The sequence below is a fragment of the Leeuwenhoekiella sp. A16 genome (assembly GCF_047946675.1).
GTDB lineage: Bacteria > Bacteroidota > Bacteroidia > Flavobacteriales > Flavobacteriaceae > Leeuwenhoekiella.
In genome coordinates this window covers 2,386,201-2,411,115 of the sequence record NZ_CP172313.1, presented here as the reverse complement: position 1 = coordinate 2,411,115, position 24,915 = coordinate 2,386,201, and the positions used below count along the sequence as shown (strand labels likewise).

General features: G+C 38.2%; 26 protein-coding genes. 11 read left to right on the top strand and 15 right to left on the bottom strand.

The annotated features are described in order from the left end of the window. From ACH3O9_RS10450 to ACH3O9_RS10405, 10 genes are all read right to left on the bottom strand, one after another. Window positions 1-1,398, bottom strand: coding sequence for a DUF5723 family protein (locus ACH3O9_RS10450; protein WP_416440139.1), 1,398 nt, complete (start codon window positions 1,396-1,398; stop codon window positions 1-3). Between the two features lies 1 nt (window position 1,399). Then, complete coding sequence (locus ACH3O9_RS10445) at window positions 1,400-1,945, bottom strand: hypothetical protein (protein ID WP_416440137.1); 546 nt, start codon at window positions 1,943-1,945, stop codon at window positions 1,400-1,402. 43 nt (window positions 1,946-1,988) lie between these two features. Continuing rightward, the gene (locus ACH3O9_RS10440; protein ID WP_416440135.1) at window positions 1,989-2,681 is read right to left on the bottom strand and encodes a YjjG family noncanonical pyrimidine nucleotidase; all 693 of its coding nucleotides are present in this window, start codon (window positions 2,679-2,681) and stop codon (window positions 1,989-1,991) included. Next, the gene (locus tag ACH3O9_RS10435) at window positions 2,674-3,981 is read right to left on the bottom strand and encodes a polysaccharide deacetylase family protein (protein ID WP_416440133.1); all 1,308 of its coding nucleotides are present in this window, start codon (window positions 3,979-3,981) and stop codon (window positions 2,674-2,676) included. The genes ACH3O9_RS10440 and ACH3O9_RS10435 overlap by 8 nt, the downstream gene beginning before the upstream one ends. A gap of 46 nt (window positions 3,982-4,027) precedes the next feature. Next, window positions 4,028-4,726 carry a RadC family protein gene (gene radC / locus ACH3O9_RS10430; RefSeq protein WP_416440131.1) on the bottom strand — a complete coding sequence of 233 codons (699 nt, stop codon included), beginning with the start codon at window positions 4,724-4,726 and terminating at the stop codon, window positions 4,028-4,030. 67 nt (window positions 4,727-4,793) lie between these two features. Further along, entirely contained in the window at window positions 4,794-6,146 is a 1,353-nt protein-coding gene (locus ACH3O9_RS10425; RefSeq protein ID WP_416440129.1) for a UDP-N-acetylmuramate--L-alanine ligase, read from the bottom strand. Window positions 6,147-6,239: 93 nt separating this feature from the next. Then, window positions 6,240-7,196 (bottom strand): tetratricopeptide repeat protein, encoded by a 957-nt coding sequence (locus ACH3O9_RS10420; protein WP_416440127.1) that lies wholly within the window; start codon window positions 7,194-7,196, stop codon window positions 6,240-6,242. Between the two features lie 78 nt (window positions 7,197-7,274). Further along, window positions 7,275-7,796 (bottom strand): DUF4136 domain-containing protein, encoded by a 522-nt coding sequence (locus ACH3O9_RS10415; RefSeq protein WP_416440125.1) that lies wholly within the window; start codon window positions 7,794-7,796, stop codon window positions 7,275-7,277. An 83-nt stretch (window positions 7,797-7,879) separates the two neighbouring features. Next, window positions 7,880-8,899, bottom strand: a complete 1,020-nt coding sequence (obgE, locus tag ACH3O9_RS10410; RefSeq protein WP_416440123.1) for a GTPase ObgE — start codon at window positions 8,897-8,899, stop codon at window positions 7,880-7,882. Window positions 8,900-8,934: 35 nt separating this feature from the next. Further along, on the bottom strand, window positions 8,935-10,044 hold the full coding sequence (locus tag ACH3O9_RS10405; protein ID WP_416440121.1) for an adenylate kinase: 1,110 nt from the start codon (window positions 10,042-10,044) through the stop codon (window positions 8,935-8,937). 174 nt (window positions 10,045-10,218) lie between these two features. On the opposite strand from ACH3O9_RS10405, the gene ACH3O9_RS10400 reads away from it, so the two are divergent. The 7 genes from ACH3O9_RS10400 (at window position 10,219) to ACH3O9_RS10370 (ending at window position 15,762) form a co-directional block, all read left to right on the top strand. After that, window positions 10,219-11,388, top strand: a complete 1,170-nt coding sequence (locus ACH3O9_RS10400; protein WP_416440119.1) for a 5-(carboxyamino)imidazole ribonucleotide synthase — start codon at window positions 10,219-10,221, stop codon at window positions 11,386-11,388. Between the two features lie 13 nt (window positions 11,389-11,401). Further along, window positions 11,402-11,605 carry a hypothetical protein gene (locus ACH3O9_RS10395; protein WP_416440117.1) on the top strand — a complete coding sequence of 68 codons (204 nt, stop codon included), beginning with the start codon at window positions 11,402-11,404 and terminating at the stop codon, window positions 11,603-11,605. Beyond that, the gene (locus tag ACH3O9_RS10390; RefSeq protein WP_416440115.1) at window positions 11,602-12,042 is read left to right on the top strand and encodes a PIN domain-containing protein; all 441 of its coding nucleotides are present in this window, start codon (window positions 11,602-11,604) and stop codon (window positions 12,040-12,042) included. The genes ACH3O9_RS10395 and ACH3O9_RS10390 overlap by 4 nt, the downstream gene beginning before the upstream one ends. A 9-nt stretch (window positions 12,043-12,051) precedes the next feature. After that, a complete protein-coding gene (gene purE / locus ACH3O9_RS10385) occupies window positions 12,052-12,534 on the top strand; it encodes a 5-(carboxyamino)imidazole ribonucleotide mutase (RefSeq protein WP_416440113.1) in 483 nt (160 codons plus the stop codon). Between the two features lie 129 nt (window positions 12,535-12,663). Continuing rightward, window positions 12,664-14,736 carry a M3 family metallopeptidase gene (locus tag ACH3O9_RS10380; protein WP_416440111.1) on the top strand — a complete coding sequence of 691 codons (2,073 nt, stop codon included), beginning with the start codon at window positions 12,664-12,666 and terminating at the stop codon, window positions 14,734-14,736. 110 nt (window positions 14,737-14,846) lie between these two features. Then, window positions 14,847-15,302, top strand: coding sequence for a PEGA domain-containing protein (locus ACH3O9_RS10375; RefSeq protein WP_416440109.1), 456 nt, complete (start codon window positions 14,847-14,849; stop codon window positions 15,300-15,302). Between the two features lie 136 nt (window positions 15,303-15,438). Then, window positions 15,439-15,762: a hypothetical protein gene (locus ACH3O9_RS10370; RefSeq protein ID WP_416440107.1), complete on the top strand. Its 324-nt coding sequence runs from the start codon at window positions 15,439-15,441 to the stop codon at window positions 15,760-15,762. Here ACH3O9_RS10370 and ACH3O9_RS10365 read toward each other — a convergent pair. Together ACH3O9_RS10365 and ACH3O9_RS10360 are read right to left on the bottom strand one after the other, a co-directional pair. Continuing rightward, window positions 15,759-16,553 (bottom strand): transglutaminase-like domain-containing protein, encoded by a 795-nt coding sequence (locus ACH3O9_RS10365; RefSeq protein WP_416440105.1) that lies wholly within the window; start codon window positions 16,551-16,553, stop codon window positions 15,759-15,761. The genes ACH3O9_RS10370 and ACH3O9_RS10365 overlap by 4 nt on opposite strands. A gap of 175 nt (window positions 16,554-16,728) precedes the next feature. After that, complete coding sequence (locus tag ACH3O9_RS10360; protein WP_416440103.1) at window positions 16,729-17,955, bottom strand: glycosyltransferase family 4 protein; 1,227 nt, start codon at window positions 17,953-17,955, stop codon at window positions 16,729-16,731. 192 nt (window positions 17,956-18,147) lie between these two features. On the opposite strand from ACH3O9_RS10360, the gene ACH3O9_RS10355 reads away from it, so the two are divergent. Next, window positions 18,148-18,651, top strand: coding sequence for a GbsR/MarR family transcriptional regulator (locus ACH3O9_RS10355; RefSeq protein ID WP_416440101.1), 504 nt, complete (start codon window positions 18,148-18,150; stop codon window positions 18,649-18,651). Between the two features lie 91 nt (window positions 18,652-18,742). Here the strand turns inward: ACH3O9_RS10355 and gcvP are convergent, their stop codons facing one another. Then, window positions 18,743-21,592 (bottom strand): aminomethyl-transferring glycine dehydrogenase, encoded by a 2,850-nt coding sequence (gene gcvP, locus ACH3O9_RS10350; RefSeq protein WP_416440099.1) that lies wholly within the window; start codon window positions 21,590-21,592, stop codon window positions 18,743-18,745. A gap of 123 nt (window positions 21,593-21,715) precedes the next feature. Here gcvP and ACH3O9_RS10345 point away from each other — a divergent pair, with 123 nt between their 5' ends. Further along, window positions 21,716-22,528: a hypothetical protein gene (locus ACH3O9_RS10345; protein WP_416440097.1), complete on the top strand. Its 813-nt coding sequence runs from the start codon at window positions 21,716-21,718 to the stop codon at window positions 22,526-22,528. Here ACH3O9_RS10345 and ACH3O9_RS10340 read toward each other — a convergent pair. Beyond that, window positions 22,521-22,769, bottom strand: coding sequence for a hypothetical protein (locus tag ACH3O9_RS10340; protein ID WP_416440095.1), 249 nt, complete (start codon window positions 22,767-22,769; stop codon window positions 22,521-22,523). The genes ACH3O9_RS10345 and ACH3O9_RS10340 overlap by 8 nt on opposite strands. Beyond that, window positions 22,769-23,320: a sigma-70 family RNA polymerase sigma factor gene (locus tag ACH3O9_RS10335; protein ID WP_416440093.1), complete on the bottom strand. Its 552-nt coding sequence runs from the start codon at window positions 23,318-23,320 to the stop codon at window positions 22,769-22,771. Before ACH3O9_RS10335 ends, ACH3O9_RS10340 begins: the two co-directional genes overlap by 1 nt. Before the next feature lie 164 nt (window positions 23,321-23,484). Between ACH3O9_RS10335 and ACH3O9_RS10330 the strand changes: the two genes are divergently transcribed. Both ACH3O9_RS10330 and ACH3O9_RS10325 read left to right on the top strand, forming a co-directional pair. After that, a complete protein-coding gene (locus ACH3O9_RS10330) occupies window positions 23,485-24,006 on the top strand; it encodes a methyltransferase (protein WP_416440091.1) in 522 nt (173 codons plus the stop codon). After that, the gene (locus ACH3O9_RS10325) at window positions 24,006-24,854 is read left to right on the top strand and encodes a glycosyltransferase (protein WP_416440089.1); all 849 of its coding nucleotides are present in this window, start codon (window positions 24,006-24,008) and stop codon (window positions 24,852-24,854) included. The genes ACH3O9_RS10330 and ACH3O9_RS10325 overlap by 1 nt, the downstream gene beginning before the upstream one ends. The last annotated feature ends 61 nt before the right edge of the window (window positions 24,855-24,915 follow it).

Sequence of the window (24,915 nt, the reverse complement as noted above, 5' to 3'; positions counted from 1 at the left end):
TTATCTTCTTTTATGAATGACAAATTGCATTCCTAATTGCATTGAAAAATTATTTGCCTTTGCTAAATTAACATACTCTAGCACATTATCTGCAGCCAGATACAAATTAAATTTATTTAGCTGCGCTGAAACTAAAAAACCCACATTAGTAAAAGAATAACTATCTACAGTGTAGGTAAGTTTACCTCTAAAAATTTCTGAAAGACCGGTGTCTACAAATCCAGTCACAGCTACTTGTGGAGATAAAGGCCTCTTTATTGCTGCAAATTGCAAACCTGCACGGGTAAAACTATCTCTTTTGTTTGGTTTTAAGCAGTCGCAACTCTGGTCACCGTTAAATGTGTAATCAATCGAGCCATATACCTTTAGTGGTCTCCATGTGAAATATTTATCATCAGAAAAATCCCCGTACTTTACATTCTTATTAAAATCGTCTTCCAGATCGTCAAAATATTCAGGATTTGCATCATCGCCTACTGCTGCGGGAAAAGCAAATCCTATCCCTTCTAATGTGTAATTACCGCGTAGATAATACTTTTTTGTTTTCGCTGTATGCGCAATTAAACCAAGATCTACAAAACTCCCCGTTACCTGCCAATTATCGGCAAATTTATAGGTAAAACCGAAATCTAAGCCCACACCCATATTACCGCTAATTAGCGAATTTTTCAGCAATTGCGAAGGAGTCAAATTGTCAAAACCATTTGTGCCTGAAGTTTGCAATACGGCATTTGTATTGATTAGTTCATGTGTATAAATATTATTTCCTTCGGGTGATAGATTTGTAACAAACTCACCTGTATTATCAATACTTTCAAAACTGAACATACTACCATAAACCTTACCTCTAAGCCCCAAGATGAGTGATTCATTTACTTTTCTGGTGTATCCTAAATGAAAAACAGACAGGATCTCACCTTTGGTCACCGCATCTGAAACATCAAAATGTTTACCGATGTAATCTGAATTACCCTCGTAAGCTAATATAGCAGGGTCTTTAGGAAAATAAAGTATAGCGTCAGTTTCCTGATACCACCCGCCAGAAAGATAATCACCATTAGGCAGACGTAAACCCAAACTTAATATTTCGAGATTTTCATTTACTGTAAAATAATCCTTCCGCGAAAGCGAAAAAACTTGTTCTCTAATTCTGTCATTGAAAGTAGAATTGTTATCCTTTTTAAAAAGATCATAAAATGTTACTCCCGTAGAACCTCCCTGTATATGAAATCCAGAGAGTAGTGGCACACCAATGTGCATATCAAAACTAACATCTGTCCCGGGATTTAAAAGCAAACTTTGTGGCAAACCATCTACATTATAAAGTTGTATCTGGTTTTGAGCCATTGTTGACCAGACTACTATGAAGATAAATATAAGTGCTAAAAAATACTTCATATCAAAAAGTCAAATGGTATCTCAACTTAGACTGAAAGTTTAGCTCTCCTGAAACAGGATTACCGTCGGGAATAATCTCTGTAGCAATTGATATAGAAATAGAGGCTCTTATCAAATCAAGATCTTCACCTGTAATTACCTCATCATAGATAGTAGTTACCGGCTGGTCATTTGTACTTCCTGTGACATTTATCTGCACGCTATACGTAATGTTGCCTTCTTCATCAAGAAAGTTGAGTGTGGTAATAAAGCCTTGAAAAAAGGTGTTTTCAATTCTCACATACAACCCGAGCTCTTCAAGGTTTTCCTGAAAAAACTCATCATCAAACAATTCTACCCGTGTTTCCTGCGTAGTAGCGGGCTCTATTATAGCTCCGGTTTCATCTGTGAAATTTTGAGCATCTAGTGTGAAGTAAATAAGATCGAGGTCAACGTCCTGCTCTGTGGCAAATTCATCTGCCTGATCGAGGTCAATGTCGCGCACGCAACCTGTTTGTAAAAGCACATATAAAATTATAAGTGCCTTTACTCCTATTCTTTTTAGCATGGAGAGTTTTATTTTGAAAAACGAGAAAAGGCTTGACTTATTGCTAGAGGTAATTAAGTATTTCTGGTAGCGTATTTACAACTCGCTCATCACTGTGCAAATTTGCTTTGTGATAATTAAAGCAGATGGTTTGCATGCCAACGCCGCGAGCCCCTAGAATATCTGCTTCATACGTATCTCCTATCATAACACTTTCAGCATGGGTCGCTTCAGCTATTTCAAGGGCGTATCTAAATATTTTAGGATCTGGTTTTTTTACCCCTACAGACTCACTTGTAGTAACCGACTTAAAAAAATGATCAATTTTTGAATTTTTCAATTTCTTTAATTGCACTTCTTCAAAACCATTTGTAATTATATGTAAATGATAATGGTTATTAAGATATTCAAGCAGCGCTAAAGTACCTTCAAAAAGGTGGTTATTATCGGGTAAAAAGGCGATATAATCGTCTGCTAATTTATTGATTAAGTGATCGTCGATTTCTATATTTAGATTATCAAAAGACTTTTTCAAACGGCTATACCTCAGCTGTTCTTTTGTGATTTGTCCCTCTCTAAAATATTTCCAGTATTGAAAATTTATTGGAATATATTCTTCAAGAAATTTAGAAGTTTCTATATCAATTCTATTCTTAATAAATATTGAATCAAATGCCATTGCAGAATTTTTATCAAAATCCCAAATCGTATGATCCAAATCAAAAAAAACGTGCTTTATATTTAATATCTTACTCATGAACTAATTGTCTAAAAAATTGTTTCCACTGCCCCTCGTCGTCGCCCTTACCGGTAAATGATTTGTTCTTGAAACTGAAAATAAAATGCCCATTCACATCTTTTACTAATTCCTGCATACTTAAAAAAGAATCAAGCGCTTTGTTTAGCTGTTGCTCTGGCATATTGTGTGATTCAAAAACGCCAGACTGTGCACATACGGGATGTATTAATAACGGCGTAGGACTCTCGTAATCCATATCATAAAATAAAAAGGGCGTGCAGGTACCTGCCCTAAATCCTAAAGTATCAGGATAGCCCATTGAGTAGTCATTTTCTGCTTCTTCCTGAACCATCTCCCGGTAGTGCTCTGGCAAACTAATCATGTGATTTGTGCATCTCACAGCATTGAGCGGTTTATTGGTTATGCCTTCTATTCGCCTTTTTTCTATTTTCATTTGCTTAGGATTACCTAATGCCTCTTTAGAAAAAAGCAATCCTATCTGTGCATAATCGCCTACCATCTTAATAAGCTCTCTAAACCTCCCTTTATTGTATCTTATGTTCTTAGTGTACGTAGAATAATCACCTACCTGAAAGAAATAAATGAATTTGTGACTGGCCTTTTTTTGAACATTGATCAACCAGCTAAATGTATCATAAGGATCTTTTCGCAAACCCAGATTTACCCGTAGCCTGCCCCATATCCTACTAATGTGTAACTTAGAAAGGTCGCTGAAGATTCCGCCCAACTCCCGCATTATTCCTATTTGGTAAAAATCATAAGCCTGCTCTACATCAATTAGAGCCTGCATCTTATAAGGCTGGTCATCTGCCCATTTATATCCCGGAAATCTATCTGCTAATTGCCCCTTAAAAATAACAGCCCACATATCAATAACAGGTTGTTCTAGAAAGCCTTGTTGATAACCCAGACTTTCAGCCGCCGGAAATCTACCGGCGCTGTCTTTTACATGGGGTAGAAATTCCTCATATCTGCTTAGCAATACAAATGCCGCTGCAAAAATATCATAGGGCACCATGCTTTTAGGACCTGTAGGAAAGAAGCACTTCGTATTTTCCCACTTCTGCACATTGATCTCCATATCTGCAATGCCCTGCTCAAATAACACTTCCTGACTTTTAATATGTAGTTCTTTACCCAGCGGTTTTGTGGTGTAAGAAAGTTTAAGGCTATCATGAACGATAAACTCATCTACAGTTGTTGTAAATCGCACTGGTATTCTTAAAATGCGCGTACAGATGTGCTTAAATGAATAAATCAATCTGGGCGTTATTTTATGCGTATATACTAAAAGCATCAGAATCTATTTTTTTGGCAAAAGTCTTATTTAACGATTACATTTCTCAAATGAGACCTTCATCAGCAAAACTAAAGTATGCATTTTCAGTAACTATTAAATGATCCAAAACTTTTATATCAAGACTTTGAGAAGCTAAAGAAAGTTTTTTGGTAAGTGCCTTATCTGCCTGACTGGGTTTAAGGGCGCCTGAAGGGTGGTTATGTGCCAAAATTAATGAGGTTGCTCCTAATTCTAAAGCCTTTTTAAGCACTAATCTAACATCTACTAAAGTTCCAGTTATCCCTCCTTTACTCAACTGATTTTTTTGAATCACCTTATTTGAATTGTTGAGATACATGATCCAAAATTCTTCATGCGGTAATTCTCCCAAAATGGGCTGGAGAATCTCAAATACAGAGGAGCTGCCACTTATCTTATCGCGCTCTAATGCATCCTCACTACGGCGCCTTCTGCCTATTTCTAAAGCAGCGGCAATAGTTACTGCCTTTGCTTCACCTATACCTTTAAATTTCATTAATTGAGAAATTTCCAGCTTGCCCAGTTCATTTAAATTATTGCCTACAGAAGATAAAATACGCTGACTCAAACTTACTGCGCTTTCATTGCGGCTACCACTACCTATTAAAATAGCGATAAGCTCTGCATTGCTTAGCGACGTTCTTCCTTTTTGCAAAAGTTTCTCGCGTGGACGATCATCTAATGACCAATTTTTAATTGAAAAGTACTCTGGAGATTCTGCCATAGATGTGCTTTAGATAAAAATATAAAATGTATTTCTAATAGCTTCCTATCTACAGAAGTAAAGCAGTTTATAGAATTCTGTTTATGTCTTCAAAGTTTAGTCCGCCATAATTACCACTACTCATAAGTAGCAATGCAGTTTTATCTAATTTTAAACCAAAAAGGTATTCTTTAAAAGCTTCGGCATCTGTAAAAACCTGAAGATCTTCCCGGTCAAAAGCCTTAAAAATCTCCTCTTTTGATATGTTTTTCAGCTTTTTTATAGACACAGCTTCTGGCGAATAAAAAACTACAGCTTCTTCTGCAGCATTAAGCGAACCTTTATATAGCGAAAGAAATTCAGAATTTAAGCTACTATACGTATGTAATTCAAGACAGGCAATAAGCTTTCTCTCAGGATATTGTTGTTTTACAGCATCTGTAGTAGCTTTTACTTTTGAAGGAGAATGTGCAAAATCTTTGTATGCCACATTATCTGCGGTTTCACCTATTTTTTCTAAACGCTTTGATGCTCCCTGAAAGCTTGATATAGCCTCATAAAAATCGTCTTCATCAACTCCCATATGCTGGCAAATCCATTTGGCACCGGCGAGATTATTGAGATTGTGCGCTCCAAATACCGATATTGGCATTGGTCCTTCCGGTGTTTCTAAAAGCGTTTCTCCATTCTCTACTGTATATTCTGGAGTAGTATAAGGATGTTTACGGGTGGGCGCAGTGGCAGCTTCAGCAATACGCTTAACCTCTGCATCTTCTGCATTGTAAACTAAGATACCACCTCTTGAAATTGAATTTGCAAAAATTTCAAACTGCTCTACATAATTTTCATAAGTAGGGAAAACATTAATGTGATCCCAGGCAATGCCACTTATAAGCGCAATATTGGGTTGATATAAATGGAATTTAGGACGCCTGTCAATAGGAGATGACAAGTATTCATCACCCTCGAGTAAGATAAAATCATTATCTTCTGTGAGATGCACCATGGTATCAAAACCCTCCAGCTGAGCTCCCAACATAAAATCTACTTCGTGACCATGATAATGCAGCACGTGAAGAATCATGGATGTTATTGTGGTCTTACCGTGCGACCCGCCAATTACAACCCGCGTTTTATCTTTTGACTGCTCATATAAAAACTCAGGATAGGAATAAATCTTTACACCTAACTCCTGTGCTTGCAACAATTCTGGATTGTCAGCTTTTGCATGCATCCCTAAAATAACTGCATCTAAATCGCCGCTTATTTTTTCCGGAAACCAGCCATATTCTTCTGGCAATAGACCTGCATTTTTTAAACGCGTTTTAGATGGTTCAAAAATAGTGTCATCACTACCCGTGACAATATATCCTTTTTGATTAAGTGCCAAAGCAAGATTGTGCATAGCACTGCCGCCTATTGCAATAAAATGTACGCGCATAATTATCTTTTATAGATGGTAAATATAAGATTTTAGTACGCAAGAGAAAGGTGATCTTTAGTAGATCGTTAAACGAAAAAGAAAGATCTAATCTTACAAAAGTTGAATAGCAGATCGTTCTTCAAGTGCTTCTTCAAAATCGGGATTTTTAGCCAAAGCCTTATCAATATATTGAAGCGCTCGTTCTTTATTCCCTATGTTTTTGTAGATCTGTGCAAGTCTAAAATAAGCCCAGTCTACGGGAACACCATCTTTCACAGTATGATTCTCTATGTAGCGCTTTAAACAATCAATACCCAATTGCGACTTCATGTTGTACTGAGCAGCAATTTTCCCGATCTGATAATTTAATTGATTGCGTTTATGAATCTTGAATGATGCAGCAGCTGTATCTATAGCTTTTTCAGGCTCATCGTTACTTTCATAGAGACTGGTCAATTTCTCATAAGTATGGGCTGAACCGCCAACTTCTATAGCTTTTTTGTAAAAATATTCAGCTTTCTCTGCGTCATGCTCATATTCGGCGATATAGCCCTTAGAAAGATAACCGTCTACAGGAGAGATTACCTGGAGTTCTGCTGCATATTTTTCAGCCTTTTTTACGCTACCTCCTACTATTCCCGGCAATTGAAGATAGAGTTCTACAAGTGCCCATCGTGTTTCTACATGTTGAGGATCAAGTTCTGCAGCTTTCGTAAAATGTTCTTTTATGTCGTCAATATAAGTAAGTGCCCTTAATTTACTTATACTTAGCGCTTTCATACCCAGAGCACCACCATACTTAAATTGATAGTTAGCATTCTTACTATTTTCTTCAACAAGCTCCTTATAATAATTTATTGCACCATCCCAGTCTTTCGCATAAGCGGAAATATCGCCCAAATATTCGCGGGTTTTTGGGTCTTTTGGGTGGATTTTTAGATAACTTTCAAAAAGTGGTTGTGCCTTTTGAAATTGTTCTTTTTTAAAATAGTTCTCTGCAATCTCAAATTTGCTCTGCTGTGAAAACAAAGCAAACGGAAAAAGAAACAGAAAAAACAGGTTGCGCATAAAATGATGAGGTTTAAACAAATCTAAACAAAAAACGAGCCAGTTCACTGAAGTATTGTGGTAACAGAAATTCTATTTCTAATTTTCAGGCGGAAATTTCTTAAATATTTTTTCCATTACTTTCGTGAAATAGTCCTGTCTGCCTTGCGGATTAGTATTTAAATTCATGTTACTGTCGCTCACTGCCTGCCAGATCAAAGCATCTTTTTGTGCATCTACAAGGTCTACGGTTAAGGTTTGATGTGTGGTGCGACCTCCTATGGGAATTCCGCCGCCTACTCCTACGCCTACATTGCCGCCACCGCCACCTATGCCGATGCCAATACTGTTTCTGCTGGCATCTTCATATCTGTCGCTCATAAAGTTTACAAAAAGATCAGGATTGACTGCTTTAATGTAACCGCGGCTTTGCATAATACTATCTGTGGCTTTCATGACGCGGTTTAAATCTAACTGACTTAAACCAGATTGCATATCTGGCAGATAATTATAGGTTTTAAAATTATTGAAGTTCGCCTGCTTATCATAATCATAGTCAACATTAGTAGAAGCACAGGAAGCAACTATTATTGCGAAGCAAATAAATATTAAATTTCTCATATCACTCTTTTTCTAAAAGTAACGAAAAAAAGAGGTTTTCAGTTTAAAGAAAACTTAAAGTAATAATATGGAAGGTGCTATAATTAACTTTGAAGAGTTTCGTCTTTTTTATTCAGCATCTCCCAAAGTTTATCTTTTAACTCTGTAAGCCCTTGTTGCGCTACAGATGAGATAAACATATAAAATATAGGCAGCGTCTTATCTAATTCTGCCTTTAATTCTGCTTTTAATTCGGCGTCAAGCATATCACTTTTTGTAATAGCGATCAACCTGTCCTTATCAAGCATTTCAGGATTATACTTTTCTAATTCGTGAAGCAAAATGCGATATTGATCTGCCACATCATCAGCATCTGCAGGTATCATAAAAAGCAAGGTAGAATTGCGCTCAATATGACGTAAAAAGCGGTATCCTAAACCTTTTCCCTCTGCCGCTCCCTCTATTATCCCGGGAATATCTGCCATTACAAAAGTCTGAAGATCTCTGTATTGCACAATTCCTAAATTGGGTTTTAGGGTCGTGAACTCATAGTCGGCAATTTTAGGCTTTGCAGCCGTTATTACAGATAAAAGAGTCGATTTTCCTGCATTAGGAAATCCTACAAGACCTACATCGGCCAATATTTTCAGCTCGATCGTAATATCAATTTCCTGCCCGGGAATACCCGGCTGGGCGTAACGCGGAGTTTGATTTGTAGATGTTTTAAAATGAGAGTTACCTCGACCTCCCATACCACCTTCGGCAATAATATATTCCTGATTTTCTTCGGTAAGTTCAGTTATTATCTCCTGGGTTTCAGTATCTCTTAAAACCGTACCAAGCGGAACTTCAATATAAACATCTTCTCCGTCTGCACCTGTACTTTGTTGCTTGCTGCCGTTCTCGCCATGACCGGCTTTAATGTGTCTTTTAAACTTAAGATGAAGAAGCGTCCAGAGATTAGGATTTGTTTTAAAGATGACATGACCTCCTCTACCACCATCACCACCATCGGGACCACCAAAGGCTACATATTTTTCCCTGCGTAAATGGGCAGAGCCCGCACCACCTTTCCCTGAGGAAATATGCATTTTTACATAATCAACAAAGTTGCCTTCTGTCATGACTCTTTCTATTCAATAAATTTTACTCTTTGCAACTATACCAGTTGATCGATAACTGCGCTTAATCTTTGGGTAATCTCTTCAATACTGCCAACACCATCTACACCAAAATATTTATTTTTTGCCTCGTAGAAGCTTTTTAGAATCGCAGTTTCTTCATAATATACTCTAATGCGTTTGCGTATCACTTCTTCATTAGAATCATCTGGTCTTCCTGAGGTTTTACCACGTTCTAAAAGACGTTGCACCAGCACCTCATCATCAACTTCTAACGCCACCATTGCAGAAACTGCCGTGCCTTTGCTTTCTAAAAGCTCATCAAGTGCTTTTGCCTGAGCAGACGTTCTTGGGAAACCATCAAAAATAAAACCCTTTGCATCAGTATTTTTTTCTACCTCTGCGGCAAGCATGTCTATTGTAACGGTATCAGGCACTAGTTGACCCTTATCCATATATGATTTTGCCAGCGTACCAAGTGCTGTTGCATTTTTTATGTTATATCGAAAAACGTCTCCTGTAGAGATATGAACGAGATTATACTTTTCTTTTAAAACATTGGCTTGTGTCCCTTTACCGGCTCCCGGAGGGCCAAACAATACCAGATTGGTCATTTGAGTCGATTTTAATTTATATACTTCATTGAGGTTACGCCCCAAGCCGTTATAATCCAGCCCGTAGCCCACGATAAAATCATTAGGGATTTTAAGGCCGGGATAATGTATTTTATATTCTTTAGTGTACGCTTCAGGTTTAAAAAAGAGCGTTGCGATCTTGTAGTTTGCAATTCCGCCCTGAGCGAGCATACCTATTAATTTTTCAATCGTCTGGCCGCTGTCTACAATATCTTCTACAATGATGATTTCACGATCTTCTATCTCAAAGTCAAGCGGAATATCAACAATCACATTACCCGTACTTTCGGTACCGTCATACGAGCTCATTTTTATAAACTCAACCTCACAGTCACCTTCAAAACGGCTTATGAGGTCAGAGGCAAAATGAAAAGCACCATTAAGAACCACCACAAAAATGGGATTTTTACCTTTATATTCGGCATTAATAGATTGAGCAACTAGATCAATTGCCTGATCTATCTTGTGCTTACTAATGTACTTCTCAAAATAAAGATTGTGCAGTCTTATCATCACTTTTCGGCATAAGTTATACCCTGAAAGCGGCAAAGATAAGCATTGTTAACTTTATTTAAAGGCGTTCGCTAATTAGCTGTTAATCCTTTACTTTTGCGTTGCACTTTCATGCATAAAATATCGCTTTAATCCTGCGATTTTTAGGCAAAAAATGCCGAAAATAGTTATTAAATGACCAATTATTTTTCATCAGATTTTACCCTGGGAATTTTAGGCGGAGGCCAACTGGGGAAAATGCTCCTTTACGAAACAAGAAAGTTTGACATTGCAACCCGCGTTGTAGATCCCAACCCACAAGCGCCGGCAAGACTGGCGGCAAATCATTTTGAAGTGGGAGATCTGCTCGATTATGATACCGTTTACAGTTTTGGAAAAAAATGCGACGTGCTCACTTTTGAGATAGAGACCGTAAATGTTGACGCGCTCGAAAAACTAGAGTCCGAAGGCATAAAAGTGTATCCCAGCCCGCAGACTTTGCGACTGATCCAGGATAAAGGAATACAGAAAGAATTTTACAAAAAACATAATATTCCTACTGCCGCTTTCGCGAAATACAATACAAAAGCTGAATTGCAAAATGCAGTTGAAGCTGCCAAGCATGATTTCCCTTTTATCTGGAAAAGCACGCAAGGTGGTTATGACGGTAAAGGTGTGAGCGTAATTAGGAAAGAACAGGACGTTAATGATCTTCCCGATACGCCTTGCATTGTCGAGGAAATGATCCCGTTTAAAAACGAACTCGCCGTTATTGTCGTTCGCAATCCTGATGGAGAAGTAAAAACCTATCCTGTCGTAGAAATGGAGTTTCACCCGGAAGCAAATCAGGTAGAATATGTGATTTGCCCCGCACGTATAAGCGATGCAGTTGCTGCAAAAGCAAGAGCATTGGCAACTCAGGTTTCAGAGGCATTTGGTCATGTGGGTTTGCTCGCTGTAGAAATGTTTCAAACCAAAAATGATGAAGTTCTGGTAAACGAAGTTGCTCCACGCCCGCACAACAGCGGTCATTATAGCATTGAAGGCAGTTATACCAATCAGTTTGAACAACACCTGCGCGCAATACTTAATCTGCCTCTTGGCGAAACCGAAAGCAAAGTAGGTGCAGTAATGGTAAATCTGGTGGGTGCAGAAGGACATACCGGCCAGGTGAGATATGAAAATATTGAAAAGATTATGGCCTTGAAAGGAGTAACCCCGCATATTTATGGAAAACGGCAGACGCGTCCTTTCCGAAAAATGGGGCATGTCACCATCATAAACAGCGATCTGGCAGAAGCCCGTAAAATCGCAGAAGAAGTTAAAAAATCAATACGAGTAATTACTTCAGAGTACAAAAAATAAAGTATTTTTAAGAATGCAAATAGAAAAGGAAAATAATCAATTTATAATTAGAGTACCTGAAAACGTGGGCTTGATAGGCTTGCAACGTATTTTAGATTATATCAGATTTAGTGAGACTACTTCTAAAAGCACTGCTACTTCACACCAAATTGACAATCTTTCTAAAAAATCTAAATCTGATTGGTGGAAAAAGAATAAAGAGAAGTTTATTAAATGATTGTTGTTATTGATACGAATATCATTTTTAGCGCCTTACTTTCCCCAACCGGACATATAAGCAATGTTATATTAAGCAGTCCTAATCACATTCAGTTTTATGCTCCTTCTTTTTTAAAAGAAGAACTGGAAAATCATAAATCAAAAATTTTAAAAATTTCAAGCTATTCATCTTCAGAATTTGAGTATTTAAAGCTTTCCTTATTTAAAATTATCGAGTTTATTGATGTTGAAAATATAAAGCCGGATATTTGGCAAATAGCATACGATATAACTCATAAGATTGATGAAGATGACACACCGTTTATAGCCCTCACTTTAGCATTAGAATCTTTTTTATGGACTGGCGACAAGAAACTAATAAGAGGACTTAAAGCAATGAACTTTAAAAAATTTATAGACACTCAAGAATTAATAAAACTACAAGAGAGACTTTAAAACAAACTAATGGCAGTAGGAATAATAATGGGCAGCACCAGTGACCTTCCGGTTATGGAGGCTGCGATAGATATTTTAAAAGATTTTGGCATTGAAACAGAAGTTGATATCGTTTCAGCTCACCGTACCCCGGAGAAATTATTTGACTATGGCAAAAATGCGCATGATCGCGGGATACAGGTAATCATTGCAGGTGCCGGCGGCGCTGCGCATCTTCCGGGTATGATCGCTTCTTTATCTCCACTTCCTGTGATAGGTGTTCCTGTAAAATCTCGCAACTCGATTGATGGCTGGGATTCTGTGCTTTCTATATTGCAAATGCCCGGCGGAGTTCCTGTGGCTACCGTCGCTCTTGATGGCGCTTTAAATGCCGGTATATTGGCCGCTCAAATAATCGGTTCTTCAAATGTTCATGTGCAGGAGAAAATTCTGGCTTACAAAGAAAGCCTCAAAAACAAGGTTATCGCCGGATCAGAATCGCTTAAAAAGTAGCCTAAAACGGCCAAAAATCGGTTAAAACATATACTTTTTCGCCTTGAGCGCAGTTAGAAATTGCAAAATCGGGCGACAGATATTAGATAAAAAATATAGTCGGGTAAATCCTGATAAATAAGAAGAAGAATGAATATGCAAGAGAATTTAAGTACTACAGAAAATAGTTTACTACAGCCTTTTAACGAGGCTCCTTTTTCACAAATACAAGTTTCAGATTACAAACCGGCCATTGAAACTGCGATCGCAGAAGCCCGCAAAGAGATTGATGTCATTACCAACCTGCCTGAGCCTGCGACTTTTGAAAACACGATAGAAGCGCTTGATTATTCTGGTAACCAACTGGAGCGTGTGACCAGTGTTTTCTTCAATATCAACAGCGCCGAAACTAACGAAGAAATTCAAAAAATTGCCCAAGAGGTTTCGCCTCAATTATCTGCCTTTTCTAACGATATTACACTTAATGAGCAGCTTTTTAAGCGTGTAAAATTGGTTTATGATAATCGTGAAAATCTCGATCTAACAACAGAGCAAAAAACATTGCTCGAAAAAAAATACAAGGGTTTTGCCCGTAATGGCGCCAATTTACCAGAAGATAAAAAAGCCAGCTTACGCGAAATAGATGCCGAATTATCTAAACTGAAGTTGACTTATGGTGAAAATGTGCTCGCCGAAACTAATAAATACGAACTTCATATCACAAACGAAAGCGACCTTGCCGGTTTGCCAGAAAGTGTAAAAGAAATGGCTGCGCACACAGCTGAAGAAAAGGAAAAAGAAGGCTGGATCTTCACATTAGAATATCCCAGCTACATTCCTTTTATGAAGTACGCTCAGAATCGTGAATTGCGTAAAGAGCTTTCAATTGCTTTTGGTGCTAAAGGTTTTCATGGTGATAAACTCGATAATCAGGAAAATGTGCTTAAAATCGCAAGACTTCGTTTCGAGCGCGCCCAACTTTTAGGCTATAAATCGCACGCTCATTTTGTGCTTGAAGAACGTATGGCAAAAACACCAGAGAATGTAGATCGTTTTCTTCAGGAATTGCTTGAAAAAGCAAAACCGGCCGCAGAACGCGAATTTTCACAGCTAGAAAATTTCGCAAAAGAATTAGATGGTATTGACCAACTACAGAAATGGGACAGCGCTTATTATTCAGAAAAGTTAAAACAAAAATTATTTGATCTTGATGACGAGCAGCTTAAGCCCTATTTTAAATTAGAAAATGTAATTGACGGTGTTTTTACCGTTGCTGAAAAATTATACAAACTCAACTTTAAAGAGGTTTTTGATGTTGAGAAATATCATCCTGATGTAAAAACCTATCGCGTTTACAATGAAGCCGGCGAACTGGTTTCGCTTTTCTATGCAGACTTTCACCCACGCGCAGGAAAACGCGGTGGCGCATGGATGACTTCTTATAAAAGTCAGATGATTAAGGATGGCGTCAACGAGCGCCCGCATATCTCTATCGTGTGCAACTTTACAAAACCTGTCCTGAGCCGTGTCGATGGGCCTACCAAAAGCAAACCTTCGCTACTAACTTTTAATGAAGTAACAACGTTGTTTCATGAGTTTGGTCATGCTTTACACGGTATGCTGGCAGATACGACTTACCCAAGTATTTCAGGAACTTCTGTGTATTGGGATTTTGTAGAATTGCCTAGTCAGGTGCTTGAGAACTGGTGTTACGAGCCGGAAGCGTTAGCTCTTTTTGCTAAACATTATGAAACAGGTGAAGTAATTCCGCAAGTGTTGATCGATAAGATTAAAAAGGCAGCCAACTTTCAGGAAGGTATGCAAACTCTGCGACAACTGAGTTTTGGTATTCTTGATATGTCCTGGCATGCTGCAGATCCCGCTGGCATAACTAACGTCAAGACGCATGAAACAGCTGCTTTCGCAAATACAAAATTGTATCCTGATGTTGCAGAAAACTGTATGAGCACTTCTTTCTCACACATTTTTCAAGGCGGTTATTCTTCTGGTTACTATTCATATAAATGGGCCGAAGTTCTGGATGCAGATGCTTTTGCTTACTTTAAAGAAAACGGCATTTTTGATGCAAAAACCGCCAAAAAGTTCAAAGAAAACGTTCTTTCTCAAGGCGGAACAGAAGACCCTATGGTTTTGTATAAACGCTTCCGCGGAAAAGAACCAAATCCAGAAGCGTTGCTAAAACGGGCTGGTTTAATTGACTGAAATGCATTAAATTAGAATCCTACTTTTAAATTTATTTTTAACATTTTTTGAATTTAACTTGTATAATAGCGATGTTTTATTAGTTTTGGTCTGAATTTTAAAACCAAAACATGAGAAAATTATTACTATTATTAACACTCACTTTTTTAATGACTAGCTGCGCTTCAATTCTTACAGGTTCAAAAAGACGTGTTCTCTTTGAATCAAACCCAACGGGAGCTAAAGTTTTTGTTAATGGCTTTGAAAAAGGAGTCACTCCTGTGCAAATTAAAGTTAGGGCCGATGACAGAGTAGATTTCAGATTAGAAGATTATAAAGAAAGAGTTGTCGTTATGGACAGCAAATTTAATTTGGTTTCTATACTTAATGGAATCTCTATAATTGGGTGGGGTGTTGATGCTTTGACTGGTTCACTTTCTAGAGTAGACACAAAATATGTTAAAGTAGACCTTGAAGAAAGTAAAGAAGCAATAACAGCTAGTCAATATTTAGAAAAAGGAAAAATAGAAAAAGTCAATATTGATACTAAAAACAAAATTATAGAAACCGTAATAGTTTTGAATTAAATTTATTACAGATATATAAATTATTTATAATAAAATCCCGATCAGTAGATTGGGATTTTTCGTTTTAAAATTAAGGTTATTGCACTTTAAAAAAGATCAAATTATTTTTTAATACTTTTAAGCCAAATTGAAGTCAATGGATTCCTGTAAAAACTGCGGTACAAAATTTAAATTCTTCCCTGTTTTAAAAAGCTTTATCAGAAACTATAAAAATGTAAGTTGTAAGAATTGTGGTGCCGTACATCAACATAAATTAATCAACCGCATATTTGGAGCTATTTTTATTGCTGTGGCATTAGCCGTTGCAAATCCGTTGCCTGTATTTCGGGATTTCAATTTTATTGACGCTTTAAAATGTATATTGATTTTTGCCGGTGCTTATTTATGGCTTGCCGCTCTGGGCGCTGTGTGGTCACGATTAAAATTAGTAGAAGAAACACGCGTTTCGCCTAAAGCTTAAAAATCTCCATTTATCCGCTCTACCCAAACCATCTGAGTTGTTGAGTGCACCGCAGGACCAAACTGATTGTAAACCGCTACATCTGCAGCATCACGACCATAACCTAATGCTACATAACCTCCTTTTATTCCTTGCTGAGTAGCATCAAAGGTGTACCATCTTCCGCCTACGTAAGCTTCAAACCAGGCATGCATATCCATAGGATTTAGATTATGAAGGTAACCCACAACCATACGCGCCGGAATACTAAGGCTGCGACACAGTGCAATACCCAAATGTGCAAGATCACGACATACACCAGATTGCATTTGGTTAACCTCAACAGCCGAAATGGGAAAAGCACTGCTCCCAGGAATGTAAGTGATGTTATGAAGCAACCAGGCTTCAATAGCTGAAACCTGATCATAGCCCGGTAAATAGCCCAAGGTGATAGATGTCGCAAGATCGCCAAAACGATCTGACTCACAATAGCGGCTGGGCAAAAGATAGCTTAGCACAGAATCTGGCAGGTTTTGAATTTCTACAAAAGGAGCCCCAGGCGATACATCAATAAATTCTGATGTTTTTATATCTGCATTTGTACTTATTGTAAAAATTCCGGGAGGGGCGATGAGACGCTGACAAAGATTACCATAACCATCTGTAAACTCAAATGCCGGGATATTAGGCAAAACTTTATATTCTTCTCGCGCAACCCATTGCTGGGTTCCACTGCGAGGGCGTAACATAAAAATAAATGGCGTGGGCACTTCAATATTAAAAGTCAATTCACAACTGGTGCGTAGCCACATATGTTTTTTTTTAAGTTGAAGTTTCTACTCGTTATACGCATAACAATATCGACTATTGTTGCACCAATAAAGTGTGTTATTTTGATGAATGAAAATAACCTTTCTTATTTTCGCTAAAAGCGAAATTTGAACTCAGTAGGTCACCCTGAACTGGTTTCAGGTTCTCACAACATCATTACTTATTTTTTTCTTCAATCCACCGGCTCATAAACTTTGTTGACTGCAGAGAGTGATGTTGCAGCATCGCTCCTGTGAAATTATGCAGACGGTGCTTTTGTAAATTAGCCAGAACATGAGCAAATCGCTGTTTTGCAATAGGAAACCAGTGTTGTTTTAAAAAACGGGTATTTATGATTTCAATGCCATTTTTCTGTGCTTTTTGCCATTTTTCTATATCTCTATAGAGATTGACAGCCCGCTCAGCAAATAGGTCTGGATCATCAATTATTTCACCATTAAAAGGAAGATTTCCGTTCATGCCCTCGGCACCAATGCTTGTAGTTACAGCCGGAGTACCACATTGCATAGCTTCAAGCAATTTACCTTTAAGGCCGGCACCGGTGCGCAAAGGAGCCAGAAGAACGCGCGAATCACCTATTACTTCAAAAGCATTTTCAGCTTTACCCATAATATAAAATCCCTCTTGTGGATTATGTAATTGCATGACTTTTTGAGAAGGATAAGAACCGTAAATTTTTAGTTGAGCATCAGGTAATTCCTTTTTGATCATTGGCCAAATTGCTTCTTTTAGATAGCGTGCACTTTGCCAATTAGGCTCATGGCGAAAGTTACCTATCGTCATAAAATCCTGCCGATTTTCATAGGTTTTCCACCGATTTTTACTTGTTTCAGTCAGTTTTTCCACCATAAATGGAAGGTAAAGTAACAGCGCTTCCGGCACATGAAAGAAGTTCTTTAGATAATCCAATTCCACTTCGGAAATAATTAACGAAAGATCGCATCTATAAATACTGGCTATCTCCCGTTTTGCATAATCATTCACCAGAAATTCTTCAGTAAATGATACATTTTGTTTTAAAGCGGCTTCTCTTCCTTTTCGTAATCCATGCAAATCTTCAGTATCAAGAATTCGCAAGGCATCAGGACAATTTTCGGCAATGCGCCAGCCAAATTGCTCTTCGACCATAAACCGATCAAACATAACGATATCAGGCTGCAACGCTTTCGCGAAAGCATCAAAACTGGAATTATTAAGCGCTATTGTATGTTCAACAATTCCTAAAATCCCAAAGTCTGCAGCTGCTTCTCCTTTAACCGAAGCACTCGCAAAATGCACTTCCCAATTCTCACTTTGAAAAAGCTCTATGAGCTGCATCATTCTGTTTCCAGCCGCAGAAGACGTGGGTTCTGGCCAAACCTGGCCTATGATTAAAACTTTCATGGAGTAAAGATAGTTTTTGTCCATTTCACAGTCTAGTTCTCAATACACTTCTCCCTACCGGTCGAAGCACTCGAACTGAAAACTGGATTTATGTCACTTCGAGTGAACTGCATGAAGCGAGAGCGGAAAGTAATTTTTATCGAGAAGATACGTGAAACTTTCAATTAAAATTGAAAGTTCATATATTTAAGCATGGAATTTACAGAAGCTAAAGAACAGTTTTTAAAAACTTGGGGCGAACTAGGTGCCAATTGGGGCATTAATAAAACTATGGCTCAAATACACGCGCTTTTAATGGTAGCTCCAGATTCCCTTTCTATGGAAGAAATTATGGAAGAACTGCATATTTCGCGCGGTAGCGCAAGTATGAACTTAAGAGCGTTAATTGATTGGGGACTCATTTTTAAAGAATATAAATATGGGGAACGACGTGAGTATTTTAAAGCCGAACAGGATATTGTTCAACTTGCCAGAAAAGTGGCTATTGAACGCCGAAAACGTGAGTTAAAACCAACCCTTGAGGTACTTGAAAATGTGCAGTCATTTAACTCAGACTCTTCAAAAGAAGAACGCTATTTTAAAGAAAAGACCAAAGAATTATTTGAGGTCGTTTCTAAAGCAGATACTATGCTGGAGAAAATTGTAAATCAAAAAGAAAACTGGATTACCCGGACGATTTTTAAGCTAATGACGTAGAAAATCAAATTAAAAGCACAAATTACGCTTTTAACTAAAAGTAAATATTAGACCTACAAGGTTTTGGAAACCTTGCAGGTCTTTCAGTTTATCAAGCTTCCATATATTCCTCAATTGGCGCGCAGGTACAGATAAGATTACGATCGCCAAAGGCATCATCAACGCGACGTACAGTTGGCCAGAATTTGTTATCTGCTACGTATTCTAAAGGAAATGCAGCCTGCTCCCTGCTGTAAGGGAAATCCCATGTATTTGCTGTAAGCATCATCATGGTGTGTGGTGCATTCTTTAGGACGTTATTTGGTTCTTCAGCAGATACATTATCTATCTCTTTTTTAATGGAGAGCATAGCATCGCAAAAACGATCTAATTCTGCTTTGCTTTCACTTTCTGTAGGCTCGATCATCATAGTACCAGCTACAGGAAATGAAACTGTAGGTGAGTGAAAACCATAATCCATAAGGCGTTTAGCGATATCACCCACTTCAATTCCGTTTGCTTTAAAAGGTCTGCAATCAATTATCATTTCATGTGCAGCCCGACCTTTTTCACCTGTATATAAGACATCAAAAGCTCCGGTTAAACGTTCTTTAATGTAATTTGCATTGAGAATAGCAGCTTCTGTTGATTGTTTTAATCCTTCTGCTCCCAGCATTTTAATGTAAGCATAAGAAATTAGGCAAACCAAAGAAGAACCCCAAGGCGCTGCAGAAATTGCAGTTATTGCTTCTTTTCCACCGGTTTTAATTACAGGATTACCCGGTAAAAATGGAACCAATTGTTCTGCCACACAAATAGGCCCAACACCAGGACCGCCACCACCATGCGGAATAGCAAAGGTTTTATGTAAATTTAAATGACAAACATCTGCGCCAATATTTCCCGGATTGGTTAAACCAACCTGCGCATTCATGTTCGCGCCATCCATATAAACTTGCCCGCCGTTATCATGAATGATTCCGGTAATTTCCTGAATGGCACTTTCATAAACGCCGTGCGTTGATGGGTATGTCACCATTAAGGCAGCCAGATTATCTTTATATTTTTCTGTTTTTTCACGTAGATCTTCTACGTCAATATTCCCTTTTTCATTTGCTTTAGTAACCACAACATCCATTCCCGCCATTACAGCACTCGCCGGATTTGTACCGTGAGCCGATGAAGGTATCAAACAAATATTACGATGTCCTTCTCCCCTGCTTTCATGATATGCACGAATCACCATAAGACCGGCATATTCTCCCTGCGCACCAGAATTAGGCTGAAGTGAAGTCGCTGCAAAACCTGTGATTTCTGTAAGCTGCTCTTCTAGTTTATTAAGTACAATTTGATAACCTTCTGCTTGGTCAACAGGAGCGAAAGGATGGATATTTCCCCAACGTGGGTCACTCAATGGCAACATTTCTGCTGCTGCATTTAGTTTCATTGTGCACGATCCCAGCGAGATCATGCTGTGATTTAATGATAGATCTTTACGCTCCAGTTTTTTGATGTAGCGCATCAATTCAGTTTCAGAATGATAAGAATTAAAGACGGCATTCGTCATGAAATCAGTCTGCCGCTGTAAATTTTCTGGAATAGAAGTTTGATCTAACAATCTGTCTACTCTCGTGAATTCTTTATTTAAAGCTTCCGCGAAAACGAATACAATTTTGTTTAAGTCTTCAAGACTTGTAGTTTCGTTTACCGAAATTGTTACCGTTTCAGTATCGGGATAATGAAAGTTGATCTGATTTTCTTTCGCAATAGCGGCAATTTTACTTACATCAGCTTTGACCGATATTGTGTCGAAAAAAGCCGTATTTGACTGGTAAAAGCCTAGTTTTTCTAAAGCATCAGCCAGAGTAACCGCAGTCTTGTGCACTTTATTTGCGATGTAGCGCAAACCATCAGGACCGTGATAAACCGCATACATACCGGCCATTACAGCCAGTAAAACCTGAGCGGTGCAAATATTTGAAGTCGCCTTATCACGCTTTATGTGCTGCTCCCTGGTTTGTAGCGCCATACGCAAAGCACGATTGCCATTCATATCTTTTGTTACACCGATAATTCTGCCGGGAATATTTCTTTTATATTCATCTCGCGTAGCGAAAAATGCCGCATGTGGACCGCCATAACCTAAGGGGATACCGAAACGCTGCGTTGTACCAACAACCACATCTGCTCCTAATTTTCCGGGAGATTCTAGTGCTACAAGGCTTAAAATATCTGCCGCTACAGCGATTTTAATATTGGCTTCTTTCGCTTTAGCTATAAAATTACTGTAATCGTAAACTTGCCCGCTAGCTGAAGGATATTGAACTAACGCTCCAAAAAATTCATTAGAGAAATCAAAATCCTCGTGATTGCCAATTATGAGTTCGATACCAACAGGAATAGACCTGGTCTTTAGCAACGAGATAGTTTGTGGCAATACTTCTTCTGAGACGAAGAATTTTACCACATTATTTTTCTTCTGATTTCTATCGCGTAATGCAGCAATTAAAGTCATCGCTTCTGCAGCTGCTGTAGCTTCATCTAATAAAGAAGCATTTGCAAGTTCCATCCCGGTAAGGTCACTCACCATGGTTTGAAAATTAAGCAAAGCTTCAAGGCGACCCTGAGCGATTTCAGCTTGATATGGTGTATAAGCCGTATACCAGCCTGGATTTTCTAAAATATTACGCTGAATAACAGCGGGTATTTTTGCCTCATTATATCCTAAACCTATATATGATTTAAAGACTTTGTTCTTAGCTGCGAGTTCGTTGATATGCGTTGCATATTCATACTCACTCAGCGCTGGTGCAAGATTTAAAGGTTTTTTAAGTTTTATTCCGTCGGGAAGAGTTTCATAGATAAGTTGGTCCATATTCTCAACCCCGATAGCTTTCAGCATTTCTTCTTTCTCACTTTCTCTGGGGCCTATATGGCGTAGGGCAAAAACGTCTGTTCTCATAGCAGTTGTTAAACGTATTTAAGTTGCGCAAAATTAGTAAACCTCACCTGATTTATATCTTAGTAAACTTCAACTTTTTAAACAAATAATAGACTTATCAACAGGTTCAATTACATTTGTGAAATGAAGTGGTTTACAAAGCTTTTTAATTTCTATATCAATAGCAGTATACACGTAGCATTGGCCGTGTGTGCTTTGACTTTGATTACACTTCAGGAAATAGACAAACCGGTTAGACAAAACCTCATTCTTTTTATTTTTTTTGGCACCATAACCGGCTATAACTTTGTTAAATACTCAGGTGTAGCACGATTACACCATCGCAGTCTTACAGATAGCCTTAAGGTCATTCAGATTTTCTCATTTATGTGTTTTGCGGCATGGGTTTATTTCATCTTAAAGCTTCCGTTCAATTTCCTTCTTCGCTGTGTCCCTTTAGGTTTACTAACCTTACTCTATGCATTACCGGTTTTTCCAAAAAAAAAGAATCTAAGGCGCGTACCAACGCTTAAAATATTTGTAATTGCTGCGGTATGGGCTGGTGCAACAGTTTATTTACCTGTAGTATATCATGCGATTTTATGGGATTGGGACCTGTTTATTGTGCTTTTTCAGCGATTTTTAATCGTTCTCGCATTAATAATCCCTTTTGAAATACGAGATTATAAGTATGATGATGCAGAGTTAGGAACAATACCACAAATTCTTGGCGTGGTGCGAACAAAACTAACAGGTATAGTCCTGCTCATTGGTTTTGTAATTCTAGCCTATTTTAAAGATAATCTTAGTTATGATTATTTGTATGCTACGCTTATCATAACCATAATTTTAAGTGTTGTGATATTGCTTACGCGAAAGGAACAATCGAGGTATTTTTCTTCTTTCTGGGTAGAGGGAATACCCATTTTGTGGTGGGTGCTGTATGCGATTATTTAGAAAGTTCTTCTAAAAGACGTTGCCTGAGTATTTTTTTATCCTCTTCGGGCATCTTTTTAACCGTAGTGTTATTGAGTAGTTTGGTAAGTTTATTATTGCGTTTTGTATAATTTCTACAAGCGGGACAATAGGTTAAATGCACTATCAACCCTATCTTCTCTTTTAAACCAGCCTCGCGATATTGACTTTTGTCACAAACAAAGCCTGCTTTCTTACAACCTACAAATAATTTAACTCCCATTAAAACCAATTTTTCTCAAGGCAATCTGCGAGAGCAGTTCGAGCTCTGTGAATGATCACCCACAAATTAGACGGTGTGATATTAAATTCATTACAAATGGTTTCAGTATCCTGCCCATCTATCGTTTTACGCCTAAAAATTGCTGCCTGTTTCTCAGGCAATTTATCAAGACAAGCAAAAATAGCAAGACCTAATTCACTATTTTCCATCTCATCTTCTGCAGTCCTGTCGTAATTATCTGCTACGCGTTCTTCTAGCCAATCGCCCTCAGACTCGTCATCTGTATAATCAATATGAACCTCTGCCTTTCCTTTTTTAGAATTGATCTTCCTGTAATGATCTATTATCTTTCGCTTTAAAATAGATATAAGCCAGGTGCGTTCACTGGCTTCTCCCTTAAAGTTCTTCATAGATTTTAACCCGGCAAGAAAAGTTTCAGATATAAGATCTTGCGCCACCTCACGATCACTCACCCTAACTATGGTGTAGTTATACAGGTAATCAGAATATTTATCAACCCATTTATGCGGGTCAAGTTGATGGTCTGGCATGGTTAATTAATAGCAATAAAAATCAAAAATAAGAAAGTTTACCCGTTATTAAGTCTAGCAGCGATAACAATTATTAGCACAACTATAAGCTTAACCTTTGTCGGGTTGTGCAAAGAGTTCTCTATTTTTGTGCGAAATAAGCGCTTACGCGAAAAAAGCATCTGGTGTACGAAAAGAATTTCCCAAATAAACGATACAAAATAACGGCAGAATTTTTAAAAGAAAATATCGCCCATGGTTCTAAAATACTTGATCTGGGGGTAGAAAATCCGTTTACTGCGATCATGCAGGCTCAAGGTTATCAAGTAGAAAACACAAAAGGTGAAGACCTAGATATTGATCTCTCAGCTGCAAATACCCAAGCTGATGTTGTAACAGCTTTTGAAATTTTTGAACATTTGCTTGCACCACTCAATATACTAAGCGCTATAAAAGCAGATAAACTTGTAGCAAGCATCCCGCTTAAATTGTGGTTTGCTCCTGCTTATCGCAGCAAGGCAGATAAATGGGACAGGCATTATCACGAGTTTGAAGACTGGCAGTTTGACTGGCTTCTTGAAAAATCGGGCTGGGAAGTGAAAAATCGGAAAAAATTCACAAATCCTACCAAACAATTAGGATTGCGCCCTTTATTGCGCAGTTTTACACCGCGCTACTATATGATTTATGCAGAACGTAAAGCATAATGAAATTCTCTATAATCATACCGGCGTACAATGAAGAAGCTTTTATAGCAAAAACGCTCGACTCTTTAGTTGCACAGACGCTGCAGCCACATCAGGTTATACTAGTAGACGACAGTAGCACAGACAGAACAGCGCATATCGCTAAAGAATACGCAGAAAAACATCACTTCATTGAGGTTATTACACGCAGTTCTGAAGCGATGCATTTACCGGGAAGCAAAGTGATACAAAATTTTAATTACGGACTTCCACATCTTAAAAATGACTACGACATACTCTGCAAGTACGATTCTGACCTCATTTTTCCTGAAAATTACCTCGAAAAAGTGGCAAAAACCTTCCAAAATGACCCAAAAATCGGGATGGCTGGTGGCTTTTGTTACATTGAGAAAAACGGAAATTGGGTTCTGGAAAGTCTAACCAATAAAGATCATATACGCGGTGCACTAAAAGCGTATCGCAAAGAATGCTTCGCAGAAATAAACGGACTCAAACCAGCGATGGGCTGGGATACGATAGATGAGCTACTTGCGCAATATCACGGCTGGAAAATAGAAACTGATGAAAGTCTGCATGTAAAGCACCTTAAACCTACGGGCGCAACTTATTCCGCGAAAGCAAAATATAAACAAGGTGAGGCTTTTTACCGCATGCGCTACGGCTATTTACTCACCCTTATAGCTTCAGCAAAACTGGCTTCAAAGAAGGGAAAATTGCAATTCTTGAGCGATTATCTCAAAGGCTACCGGCTTGCACAAAAACAGAATCTTCCATTCTTGGTTAGCGAAGATGAAGGCAAATTCATCCGCGATCTACGCTGGAAAAAAATAAGACAGAAATTATTTTAGAGAGAAGACACCTGTTAGGTTTTGAACAGTTATTTAGATCAAGACTACAAGGTTTTAAAAC